Source organism: Polyangium jinanense (assembly GCF_028435265.1).
GTDB lineage: Bacteria > Myxococcota_A > Polyangia > Polyangiales > Polyangiaceae > Polyangium > Polyangium jinanense.
The window spans coordinates 1-11,117 of record NZ_JAGTJK010000005.1 but is presented as its reverse complement, the minus strand read 5'-3'; the positions used below and the strand labels follow the sequence as shown (position 1 = coordinate 11,117).

The window sequence follows — 11,117 nt, the reverse complement described above, 5'->3', positions numbered from 1 at the left end:
CGCGGCTGGCGTGCGGCTCAGAGCGCGAGGCACTCTTTCAGCAGCGCGAGACCAAACGCCCACTGCCCCTCCGCCGTGCCGAGCTTCAGCGCGCCGGTCATCATTCGCTGATAGAATTCGCCGAGCGAGAGCGTCGATTCGGGCGTCTCGGCGCCGGTGGCCCCCGCGTGGTTCATCTGGCAGGCGAGGAAGAGCTGCATCGCGCCGGCGAGCGCCGCCGCCAGCCGGCGCATGTACAGAAAGCGCTTCGGGAGCTCGGCGATAGGCTTGCCTTCGTAGGCCGAGAGCAGGCGCAGGCAGGTGCCCCCGTCCATGCGCAGGAAGACGGCGATCACCGCGAGATCGTAATACGCGTCCATCGGCCCGGCGGCGGCCCAATCGAGCACCAGGATCGCCTCGCCGTCATAGACGAAATTGGAGGGATTGAGATCGTTGTGGCCGAGGACCAGGGCGCCCTCACGTATCGGAGGAGCCTCGGCGAGCACGCGCTCGACGGCACGGGCGATGAAACCCGGGAGGGGGAAGCCGGAAAGGACCTGGTTCCATAGCTGGGTGAGGAACTCGCGGGGATCACGCATGGGCGCGACGCCGGGAATCGGGAGCGCGTGGATGCGGCGCACGGTGCGGCCGAGCAGGGTGAGCGCGGCCTCGTGGGTCTGCGGATCCCGATAAAAGGCCGCGAACGAACGGTCGGCGACGAATTCGGTGAGGACCGCGCGCCTCGGCTCGTCGACGTGGATGACCCGAGGCGCGAGGCCCGCGTCTGCGGCAAGCCGCTGGATGTGGAGCGTACTCCGCCAATCCTCGGCGCTCTCGCTCTCCGCGGCGACCTTGAGCACGAACGCCTGTCCCGCCGCGTCGACGCGGTGGACGCCGGCGCCCGAGAGCCCCGCGGCGATCGGGGTGATCGTGGTGTTGGGTCCTCTGAGGTCCGGGGGGAGGAGATCTTCGAGGGTCATGATCGGCTCGCTCGACGGGGAAGGGATTGCGGCCCGTTCGAGCGTCAGGGTGTCACGTTTGGGGTGGGCCGTCTTCGCGATCCGGCGATCACGACCGTGCTCGGGCGTGGGAGCGGCAAGTGGGGGTGATGCGGGCTTTCGACGGACGACCGCGGAGGGTCTTCGTCCGGCGGGATCGGCGGAGCGAGGTCAGACGTCGAAGAACGGCAGCTCGCCGATGAAGTCGAGCTTGCCCACGTCCACGCCGTTGTGGCGGAGGATCGCGTAGGCCGTGGTGGCGTGGAAGTAGAAGTTTGGCAGGGCCATCTTGACGAGGAAGTCCATGCCCTTGAGCCCCTTGCCCGGCGCGAACGGCAGGGTGATGGTGCGGGCCTCGGCGCCCTCGAACTGCGCGGGCTCGAGGGTCTTCAGCCACGCGATCGTCCTGTCGAGGCGGGCGCGGATCTCGTCGACGGTCTTCTCGTTGTCCTCGAACACGGGCGGCGTGACCCCGGCCAGGCGCGCGGCCGTGAACTTGGCGCCGTCGCTGATGGCCTGGAACTGCCTCACGAGCGGATACTGATCCGGCGCGAGACGACAGCCGAGGAGCACGTTGACGTCGAACTTCTTTTGCTCGGCAAGCGCCTGGGCCTTGTCGAGCCACGCACGCGCCTGGCCCACGATCTGGATGAGTTGCGGCACGAAAGGATCATAGAGGTTCATGGGTCATCTCCTGGGTAGAGCGGGAACGGGTGTAGCACGCGCCGCGGATACGCCAAAGGCCGATGCGCGGGCAGCCCGCCAGGCCCGCAATACCCGCCGCATTGCGATTTCCTGCTTCTCCCTTGACAGGGCAGAGACCTCTGTTCCTGTGGGGCACGCGAGAGGGGGGACTGGACGGTGATGTGGTGAACGAGCGGACGACTTCACGTTTCAATTTGGATCACAACGCAGCGCAATACCCCCGAGCCGAGCCGGTGCACCGGCTCTTCGAGCAGCAGGTCGAGCGGACCCCACGCGCGGTCGCCGTCACCTGCGGGCAGGTGAACCTCACGTATGCGGCGCTCGCCGAGCGAGCGAATCGGCTCTCGTGCAGGCTCCGACGCTGGGGGATCGGGCCGGGGAGCAAGGTCGGGATTCTCCTCGACCCCACGGCGGATGTCCCCGTGGCCATGCTGGGCATCTTGAAGGCGGGCGCCGCGTACGTACCGCTCGATCCGGCGCATCCGCACGCCCGCACCAGGTTCATCGTGGGCGACGCCGGCCTCTCGGTCCTGCTGACCGAGCCGTCGATTTCGCAGGGGCTCGGCGAGATCCCTGCACGCGTGGCTTTTCTCCCGGAGCTCTTGCTGGATCCGGCCGAGACCGAGCCCCTCCCGACGGTCCCCTCCCCCGAGGACCCTGCGTACATCATCTATACCTCGGGCACCACCGGGGATCCCAAGGGCGTGGTGATCCCGCACCGCGCCCTCACGAGTTATGCCTGGTGCGCGAAGGAGCTCTACGCCGGCGCGGGCGCCGCGACGTTTCCTTTGTATTCATCGCTGGCCTTCGATCTGACGGTGACGTCCCTCTTCGTCCCGCTGCTCGCGGGCGGCCGCATCATCGTGTATCCGGGCGCTTCGCCCATCGCGTCCCTGATGGCCGCCGTCCACGACGAGCGCATCGATACCCTCAAGCTCACCCCGAGCCACCTCTCGCTCGTCGTTTCGCGTGACAACCGGGGCAGCCGTATCCGGCGAATGATCGTGGGGGGCGAGGCGCTGTCGACGAAGCTCGCGCGGCGCGCGCTGGAGAGCTTCGGGCCGCACCTCGAGATTTTCAACGAATACGGCCCCACGGAGGCGACCGTGGGCTGCATCGTCCACCCATTCGATCCTCACCGGGATAGCCTCGACAGCGTCCCCATTGGCCGGCCGCTACCCAATACGCGGGCCTACGTCCTCGACCCGTCGCGCGCGCCGGTGCCGGACGGCACGACCGGCGAGCTTTACCTCGCCGGCGATTGCCTGGCGACGGGCTACCTCGGGAATCCCGCCGAGGCGCAGGGCAGCTTTTTGGAAAACCCTCGCGCGCCTTCCGAGATCCTCTACAAGACGGGCGATCTCGCGCGGCGGCTCCCGGAGGGTGATCTCGAATTCCTCGGTCGAAGCGACACGCAGATCAAATTCGCCGGCCATCGCGTCGAGCTCGCGGGTATGCGGGCGCTCCTCCAGCGGCACCCGAAAGTGCGCGACAGCGTCGTCGTGCTCCGGGAGGATGAGAGCGGCCATGGCGCCCTCGTCGCCTATTACACGTCCGAAATGCCGCTCGCGCCCGGTGTCCTGCGGAGCTTCATGACTTCGCTCGTCAGCCAGGACATCGTCCCGAGCTTTTTCGTCCACGTCCCCAGCCTGCCGCTCACTTCGAACGGGAAGGTGGATACGGCCGCCTTGCCGTCCCTCGAAGACGTGCGGCAAACGGTGGGAAGCGCGTCGGCGCCGCCGCGCACGCCCGCGGAGGTCGAGCTCGCGGCGATATGGGCGCGCTCGCTCGGGCTCTCGCACGTGGGTATCGACGACGATTTCTTCGAGCTCGGCGGGCACTCCTTGCTCGGCAATCGGATCATCCTGCAGATCCGCGAATCCTTCGGCGTCGACCTCAACATGCGCAGCATCTTCGAAAACCGGACGATCGCCGCGCTCGCCCGCAGCATCGAGCAGGCCCGCGCGAGCGCGGCCGTGCGCCTCGGGAGCGATGAGGCGCAGGCGGAGCCGCCCCCCGACCTCCCGGCGCTCCCGTTCGACCTCGCCATGGCAGAGCGAAGCGCCTCGCCGGGCGCGCGGACGGCGAGGCGCAGCGACGAGGAGAACCTTCCGTCTGCCGAGTCCATCGCCGCGGTCGACGACATGGTCGGCGACTTCTACAGCCGTTTTCCCTGGCCGTGGAATAGCTCCAAGTTCGAGACGCTCGCCGACCCCGATTTCGAGACGGTCATGGTGAGCCAGGAGGTCGGCGATTACGAGCATCGCGCCCTGCCCAGAGAGGCGTCGATCTGGGTCGCCGGGTGCGGGACCAACCAGGCGCTCTTGACGGCCCTGCGCTTCCCCAAGGCCCGGGTGCTCGGGACCGACCTATCCACCAAATCGCTCGAGATCTGCGCGGAAAGCGCGGCCGAGCTCGGCGTGAAAAACCTGGAGCTCAAGCTGGAGAGCATCAATGACGCGCCCTACGAGGGAGCATTCGACCACGTCGTGTGCACGGGCGTCATTCACCACACCTATGACCCCGCCCACGCGCTCTCGCGACTGTCGCGCGCGATGAAACCCGACGGCCTGCTGGAGCTGCTCGTCTACAACCGGTTTCACCGCACGATCACGAGCGCGTTCCAGAAGGCGATCCGGATCATGACGCGCGGGCTGTCGGCGAACGACTATGCCGTGGCCAAGCGGCTCGCCGCGGGGTTCGCGCTCGACAATACGATGGCGAGGTTCATCAGCCGCCACCGCGACTGGGAGGAGTCCGACTTCGCCGATCTGCTCATCAACCCGGTCGAGCACAGCTACACCGTCGATTCGCTGGCCGAAATGGCGGAGGGATGCGACCTCGAGCTCGTCCGCCCCTGCATCAGCCTGTACGCCAAATATCGAGCGGAGAGCATCTTCTGGGAGATGTCCTACTCCGACCCCGACATCCAGCGCCTTTACGACAAGATGCCCGACCTCGACCGTTGGCGCGTGTCGAACCTCCTGATGCACGAGAAGTCGCCGATGCTGTGGTTCTATCTGCAGCGCAGGGACACGCCGAGGCCGCGGAAGTCGGAGCAGGAGCTCAATGCGGCCTTCCTGCAAACGCGGTTCGAGCGCGCGATCACCGAGCAACGCAGCTACATTCGTGGCACCGACGGCCGCTTCCGGGTCGCGCCGAGGTCGATCCGGTATCCGGCGTCGGTCCCGGACGATTCGGTGCGCGCGATCTACGAGCGATTCGATCGGAGCCGGGTCATGGGCGAGGTTTTTGCCGAGCTCGGGATCGAGCCGTCCTTCGCAAACGTGCAGCGCGCGCGGATTTACCTCACGATCCCCGCATTTCCGTATCTCCGGGCGACCGTGGGATAAAAAGGCTCCCGGAAGGGCGCAGGGCACAGCTCGCCCAGAGAGGTGCCCTCGCGCCCTCCCGGGAGCGCGCAACGTAACTTTCCGACGAACCCGATCCGGTCGTCAGCGCTGTACGGCCAAGGCCCGAAGCACCGCCGCGCGTAGGTTCTCCCGATCCTCGTCAGCCTGCGGCCTCTCGCGCGCGTCGAGCTCCACGAGCTCCAGCGCTCTCCGGGCGTTGCCGCGTCGCAATGCGGCCTTCGCCTTGAAAAGGCATGTATCGGGTGACGCAGGGTCATCGGCTTTTCCCGCACCCGACGAATGGCCTGCCATCGGCGCCCGCCTCTCCGGCGCGACCACGCGCGTGACGGATGGCGCATCCACGACGGGAGGACCCGCATCTGCACTCGATTCCGTCTTCGGCGCCGCGCTCCCCCTCGGCTCCGCCTGCACCACGACCGCCCCCGATTCATGGGCCGAGGCGGATGGCTTTTGCTGCGTGATGGCCAATGCAAGGACACCGGCCGCGACGCTCGGTACCACGCGGAGCGGCACGCCGAGCGCCCGCGCGTTGACACGGAAGAACCCGCGCATCCATGCCTCGAATGCCTCGACGACCCTCGCCGCCGCGAGGAAACTCCCGAGCCCGACCAGGACCACCACGGTGCGAATGCCGCGGGGTCTCTTGATCCTGTCGAGCGCCGCCAGCTCGATACGAGCCATTCTTCGGCCACGACGCAGCCACGTCTCGACCGACTTCACGCTCGCGCCGATCCTTTCCGCGGTTTCCTCGGCGTTTTCCCCGAGCGCATTGCCCTCGATCGCCCGCCGATACTCCAGTCGCAAGAGCGGCCAGATCCGCTCGATGCGCTGACGCTCCTCCAAAGCCGCGATCGCGTCGCGCGGATCGGCCGCGAGCAGCTCCAAGGCGGGCCCCTCCACGAGCTCCTGCCGTGCCAGCGCCCTGCGCTCCTTGATGTGCGAAAGGACGCGGAAACTCAGGATGGCCAGAAAGATTCTTTTCCGTTCGTCCGGCGCGCTCGGGAGCGGATCCTCTCGTGCACAAACGTCGACGAAAACATTGGCGATGACATCGTCTGCGTCCTGATCGTGAACGCCCTTTGCTCGTGCTCGCTCATAAAGAATCGGGACGAGCTCCCTGAGCTCATCGAATTCTTCTTTTTTGGGTTGGTTCACGGTAAAACCTCTCGGGTCGCGACAGCGTCCCCTCACCCATAGAGGGTCGACGAGACCCAAATCCCTTCAACGATCGACATGCACCCCGAAAAAATCCGGGCGACAGTGTTTTACCGAACCAAACAGCGACCGAGACTCGGTTTGGCGGTGCCGGCTCTCACGCTCGCCCTCTTGGCCGAAGCCCCCGCGCACGCCGAGGAGTCCCACTACCGGGTGGAGCTCTCCGCAAAGCAGCTCCCGGCCTGCGACCGCCTCCAGGAATTCGAGGGCCTGCTCGATCTCGTGCTCGCACGGCCGCTCCTCGATCCACCTGCGTCGCGGGTCCTTTCGGCGCGTATCGTCCGGACAACCACGGGCGGATACGGCGTCGATCTCGTGTTCACGGATCCGGACGGCCACGTGCTCGACACGGTCCACCGCGAATATCCGGCGGCGATGTGTTGCCACGAGGTGCTCTACAAGGCGGCGCTCGCCGCGGCGCTCTGGATGGAGAACCGCGAGGCGCCCCCGGAGGAGCCGCCCGCGCCTGCAAAAGCGCCGGAGCCCTGCCCTTCGCCGAGCCCGCCTCCGCCCGCGGATCCGCCGCCCCCCGCGCCCCCGAAGCCGCCCGCGCCTGCGGTGCCGATCGAACGCCTTTGGTTCCTCGGGGCCGGCGGGCTGTTCGCGGTGGGCATCGCGCCCGAGGTCGTCGGCGGTGTGCAGCTCGGCGGCGGATTTCGTTTGGCAGAGCGGTGGACCCTCGAAGCGCATGCGCGCGCGACGTTCCCGCTGCTCACGCGGCCGCTCGGAGAGACGCAGGTCCGCGCGCAGACCGTGTCGACGACACTCGGGCCCTGTTATCAGCGCGGAGTGTTCGGGCTCTGCGGAGTCGTCCTGGGTGGAGCCACGTGGATGGAGACGACAAACCGGACGTACCCGATGCCGAGCCGTCGCGCCTTCCTCGGCCTCGCCGCCCGTGGGCTGCTGGAGCATCCGATCGGGGATCGTCTGAAGGTACGCGTGGACGCCGAGATCGCATCCATCCTCTATCGCCCGCGGGTCAAGGAGGCAGACGACCCGATCCGGTGGCACACGGCGCCCGTCACAGCGAACTTCGGGGCGTCGCTCCTCTACTGGTTCTGACGCTGCACGATCAGCTCACGGGCTCGCGGCAGCAGAACGTTGTCGCGCCCGTGAGGAAGACGTCCCCGACCGGCTCGCTGCCGTGCGGTTCGCAGGTGCCCGGCTGGTAGTCGAGCACCTCGGCGGCGATGCCAGCGAGCGCGACCCCGGACATGAGGGGGTGACAACCACCCCCCATCTCGGGCGAGATGTCAACCTCCAATCGCTGCACGGTGCACGCCGCCTCGCTGTACACGTGCACCTTGACGGAGCACGTCGCGCCCGTCGGCGGGTCGCACGAGCACGCCTCGCACTGCCGTTGATCGTCGACCTCTCCATAGAGGAGGTGCTTGTCCGGCCAGCCTTCGGGGCACGTCTCGTCTCCCTCGTGCATCACGCACGTGGCGAACGGCGCGCCCGTGTGCGGGAGACAAACCTCATCCGCGCCTTCACACGCAGACCAAGGTGTACGGGCGCAGGCGCGGGCAAACCGTGCGGCAAAACCTCCGGGCGCGAAGTGGGGCACTTCGGGCGGAGGATCACTGCCGCGCGGCGTGCAGGGCGGCTCCTCTATCGTGGGCGCGGAGATCAGGATCCCTCCGACACAGGGCACGCCGCCGCACTGGAGCCCCTCCGGGATCGAGTTCGTCGCGGAACATGTGCCTTCCCAATCCGCAGGAGGGTCGAAATTGGTCTGGACACCGCCGCCCGTGCATGCATCGGAGGTCACGGTCCACGTCGTGGGTACCTGGCATCCTCCTCCCACCGGGGCATCACACGTGCACGTCGGGCAGACGGGCCCCCACGCCGGCGCGGGCCTTCCTTCGAAGGCGATCTCGGGCGCGTTCTCCGGACAAACGGGCACGCTGATCTCCGCGCCCTCCGCGAGAAACACGGGATCCCAGTCGGGAGCAGGGACGACGCACGTGCCATCCGTACATAAGGAGAGCGACCCATCCCCAGCCTCGGTGCCGCCATCGACGCACTCGGGGGGCGTCGGAGGAGCACCGTCCGGGCAATCCTCGGGCCAGGGGCAGAGGCAACACTCCCGCGGCTGATCCGGCGGGCAGTCGGACCCGATGGCCATGTCGTTGAACCAGCACCCGGAGGCGACCAGAGAGGCGACGGTGGCAGCCGTCGCGAGCCCAACAGCGAAGAAGAGACGAACGCGCATCATGGGCGGGATGCTACCGCGCCGGCGGGCCGAGAGGCAACCGCGGACAAACCAGGCGGGCTGTCCGCCAGGAAATCGTCCGTTCATGTGCCCCGACAACCGAAAAACGTTTGTCCAGGGGCGGTGGTGGTGGTAAGGGGGGAGTCTGTCGGGGCAACCTCCCGACCGAGACATCCGAGGAGACCACCATGCCGCGAAGGAACACCCCTGACCCCATCTCCGCCAAGATCGGCGCGCGGATCCGCTTGCTCCGCGCCGAACGTGTCATGACCCTGGTCGAGCTCGCCGATGCGAGTGGGCTCAACAAGGGACACCTGTCGAGCATCGAGCAGGGGCTCGTGCGAATCAACTTCGAGACGCTGGTTCTGATTGCGAAAGCGCTCCGTGTGCAGCCGATGATCCTGGTCACGTTCCCGGACGAACACCCGATGGCGCGGATGGTGGAGCGCTGGAGAAAGCTGTCACCGGACGCGCTCGCGCGGGAGCTCGCGGAGGTGCGGGAGACGTTGAAGCGGATGAGGAATTAGCCGGTGCGGAGAAACGCAGCGAGCGCCCGAAAGCCCTGAACACGGCCCCCGCGGGTCGAAGGGCGCTTGCGGCTTGCTCGACACGATGGACGGGATCGTCACCTCCAAGGAGGTGGACATGATATAGATGACGAAGCCATGAAAGCGCGTCTCCAGGATCCGCGTGCCTTATCGAAAATGTTTCGTTTGATCGCCACGCTCGCCGTTCCGCCGGCGAGCGTGGCGGCTGTGGCGGTCGGTTGCGGGGGAGGGAGCGGGGGAGGCAGCTACGATTGTGGCTCGCATCCTTTCACGGAGGAAAGGCACCACTCCTGTCCGACGGAGGAGGAGGCGCAAAAGGCGTGGGAGGCCCAGACGCCCGAGGGGCGTGAATCCACGAGGGCGAGGCTCGTTCAGGCAGGTCTCGTCGATGCGGGGACGAGCGCGGACGCAAGCGAGGACGGCGGCGCGAGCGTGGCCATGCCTGATTTCGGCTCCTGCCAGGCGCGTTGCACGGCATTCAACCCGATGGGTGATTGCCCGATCCACGCGACCGCGGACAGGTGCGAGGTTGTCTGCACGATGACGGGTTTTCACCCCTGTGGGCGGAGGCCTGCGGGATATGCGGGGCCGCGTGGGGGTCGTTCGAGACGTTTGGCGGGGCGATACCTGGCCGGATCCGCGGCGCTCGAAGCGGCGAGCGTGGAGGCTTTCGAAGGTTTGGCTGAGGAGCTTGCGAAGCACGGCGCGCCGGACGATTTGATTTCGCTCGCGAAACGGAGCGCCGAGGACGAGCGGCGGCATACGCGCACGACGAGACGTCTAGCCCAAAGGTTCGGGGGGGAGTATCTGGCCCCGAACGTGCGTCGAAGGCGGGCGCGAACGCTCCGAGCGATGGCGAGGGAAAACGCCGTGGAGGGATGTGTTCGCGAGGCCTACGGAGCGCTGATCGCAACGTTCCAGGCGGCCCACGCGCGGGATCCGAAGGTGCGTCGAGCGATGCAGGTGATCGCGGCGGACGAGACGAGACATGCGGCGCTCGCCTGGAGGATCGCCTCCTGGGTCGAGAGCAAGCTCGACGAAAAGGCGCGGCGCGCCCTGGCCGCCGCACGTCGAAAGGCGGCCAGGGAGCTCCTGCTCTCCGCTGACAAACCGGTGGATCTCGAGCTCATCGAGGACCTTGGCTTGCCGAGCCGAGAGGTCGCCCTGCGCTTGTCGAGAGCCTTTTCGGAAGGTCTCGCAGGCTGTTGAGGACCGCCGCGAGCGGCCTGGAGCTTCGAGGGTGTTCCGCAGGCGTACGGACCTCACCCACCCCAACCCTCCCTCTCCACACGGTGGAGAGGGAGGGAGTTTCCGGCTCGATCCAGCGCCTTTCGCCCCCTCTCCGCCGCGCGGAGAGGGGGTCGGGGGGGTGAGGTTCTGGGGCCGACGACGTCTGTGGAACACCCTCTTAGGGAGGCGGGTGCCTGTGGCTCAGGCCGGGGAGGGCTTGGTCTTCTCCGCGGCCTTCTTGTTCTTTTCGCGCATGGCGGCGATCTTCTGGCCGACGGCGAAGTGATACGCGAGGAGCGGCTCGAACGGGGCGGCCACCTCCGTGCCATTGGGTAGCCGGTCGGCCCGACGCCGTACCTGATGCGCCATCTCGCCGAGGCGGAACGCAATCGCGTGATTGCGCATGAGGCGCGTCTCGTGGAGGAGCTCGAGGAGCTTCTCGACCGCGGGCACGACCTCGTCGATACGCTTGGACGTTTCCCAGTCCGCTCCGAGCTCGGCGACCTCGATCTCACTGAGGCCGGCCCGCTGCCGAACCGCGGGGTCTGCAAGGAGAATGGCCTTGATGGCGCTCGCGTACCCGTCGCGGAGCTTGCTCAACCGGGCAATGTGATCGGGGGTGATGTCGACGAGGTCGAGATCGGTGACGTCGATGCTGCGATCGCCGGGCTGGGGATGCTTGGAATCACTCATGGGGGATGGTCTCCTCTTCCTCGGGGGAAGGGTGATGGTGCGTCGAATGAAAGTCCGACGTGGGTGACGTCGGTGCGTGCGAGGGCTTTGTGCAAGGGGGATGCCAGGATTGCGGGTGGTGAGATTGGAGCGGGGGTGAGGTCGGAGTTTCGTGGGGCGA

The 11,117-nt window shown here is 67.3% G+C and carries 10 protein-coding genes; 4 read left to right on the top strand and 6 right to left on the bottom strand.

Features of this window, described 5'->3' with window-relative positions; translation table 11 throughout:
* Window positions 1-17: 17 nt before the first annotated feature.
* Window positions 18-959, bottom strand: coding sequence for a phosphotransferase (locus KEG38_RS13070; protein WP_272419748.1), 942 nt, complete (start codon window positions 957-959; stop codon window positions 18-20).
* 189 nt (window positions 960-1,148) lie between these two features.
* Window positions 1,149-1,661: a DUF1993 domain-containing protein gene (locus tag KEG38_RS13065; RefSeq protein ID WP_272419747.1), complete on the bottom strand. Its 513-nt coding sequence runs from the start codon at window positions 1,659-1,661 to the stop codon at window positions 1,149-1,151.
* Between the two features lie 185 nt (window positions 1,662-1,846).
* Here KEG38_RS13065 and KEG38_RS13060 point away from each other — a divergent pair, with 185 nt between their 5' ends.
* Window positions 1,847-5,035, top strand: a complete 3,189-nt coding sequence (locus KEG38_RS13060) for an amino acid adenylation domain-containing protein (protein ID WP_272419746.1) — start codon at window positions 1,847-1,849, stop codon at window positions 5,033-5,035.
* Window positions 5,036-5,137: 102 nt separating this feature from the next.
* Here KEG38_RS13060 and KEG38_RS13055 read toward each other — a convergent pair whose 3' ends face one another.
* Window positions 5,138-6,211, bottom strand: coding sequence for a sigma-70 RNA polymerase sigma factor region 4 domain-containing protein (locus tag KEG38_RS13055; protein ID WP_272419745.1), 1,074 nt, complete (start codon window positions 6,209-6,211; stop codon window positions 5,138-5,140).
* A 147-nt stretch (window positions 6,212-6,358) separates the two neighbouring features.
* Between KEG38_RS13055 and KEG38_RS13050 the strand changes: the two genes are divergently transcribed.
* Window positions 6,359-7,333 carry a hypothetical protein gene (locus KEG38_RS13050; protein ID WP_272419744.1) on the top strand — a complete coding sequence of 325 codons (975 nt, stop codon included), beginning with the start codon at window positions 6,359-6,361 and terminating at the stop codon, window positions 7,331-7,333.
* 10 nt (window positions 7,334-7,343) lie between these two features.
* On the opposite strand, the gene KEG38_RS13045 is transcribed toward KEG38_RS13050, so the two are convergent.
* Window positions 7,344-8,489: a hypothetical protein gene (locus tag KEG38_RS13045; RefSeq protein ID WP_272419743.1), complete on the bottom strand. Its 1,146-nt coding sequence runs from the start codon at window positions 8,487-8,489 to the stop codon at window positions 7,344-7,346.
* A gap of 185 nt (window positions 8,490-8,674) precedes the next feature.
* Between KEG38_RS13045 and KEG38_RS13040 the strand changes: the two genes are divergently transcribed.
* On the top strand, window positions 8,675-9,013 hold the full coding sequence (locus KEG38_RS13040; protein WP_272419742.1) for a helix-turn-helix domain-containing protein: 339 nt from the start codon (window positions 8,675-8,677) through the stop codon (window positions 9,011-9,013).
* Between the two features lie 392 nt (window positions 9,014-9,405).
* On the opposite strand, the gene KEG38_RS13035 is transcribed toward KEG38_RS13040, so the two are convergent.
* Window positions 9,406-9,573, bottom strand: coding sequence for a hypothetical protein (locus KEG38_RS13035; RefSeq protein WP_272419741.1), 168 nt, complete (start codon window positions 9,571-9,573; stop codon window positions 9,406-9,408).
* A gap of 313 nt (window positions 9,574-9,886) precedes the next feature.
* Here KEG38_RS13035 and KEG38_RS13030 point away from each other — a divergent pair, with 313 nt between their 5' ends.
* Window positions 9,887-10,243 carry a hypothetical protein gene (locus tag KEG38_RS13030; RefSeq protein ID WP_272419740.1) on the top strand — a complete coding sequence of 119 codons (357 nt, stop codon included), beginning with the start codon at window positions 9,887-9,889 and terminating at the stop codon, window positions 10,241-10,243.
* 222 nt (window positions 10,244-10,465) lie between these two features.
* Here the strand turns inward: KEG38_RS13030 and KEG38_RS13025 are convergent, their stop codons facing one another.
* Entirely contained in the window at window positions 10,466-10,957 is a 492-nt protein-coding gene (locus KEG38_RS13025; protein ID WP_272419739.1) for a hypothetical protein, read from the bottom strand.
* Window positions 10,958-11,117 lie beyond the last annotated feature (160 nt).

Coding starts and splice junctions, on each gene's coding strand:
- KEG38_RS13045 (WP_272419743.1), bottom strand. CDS start 8,489: ATGATGCGCGTTCGTCTCTTCTTCGCTGTTGGGCTCGCGACGGCTGCC.
- KEG38_RS13025 (WP_272419739.1), bottom strand. CDS start 10,957: ATGAGTGATTCCAAGCATCCCCAGCCCGGCGATCGCAGCATCGACGTC.
- KEG38_RS13065 (WP_272419747.1), bottom strand. CDS start 1,661: ATGAACCTCTATGATCCTTTCGTGCCGCAACTCATCCAGATCGTGGGC.
- KEG38_RS13030 (WP_272419740.1), top strand. CDS start 9,887: ATGGCGAGGGAAAACGCCGTGGAGGGATGTGTTCGCGAGGCCTACGGA.
- KEG38_RS13040 (WP_272419742.1), top strand. CDS start 8,675: ATGCCGCGAAGGAACACCCCTGACCCCATCTCCGCCAAGATCGGCGCG.
- KEG38_RS13070 (WP_272419748.1), bottom strand. CDS start 959: ATGACCCTCGAAGATCTCCTCCCCCCGGACCTCAGAGGACCCAACACC.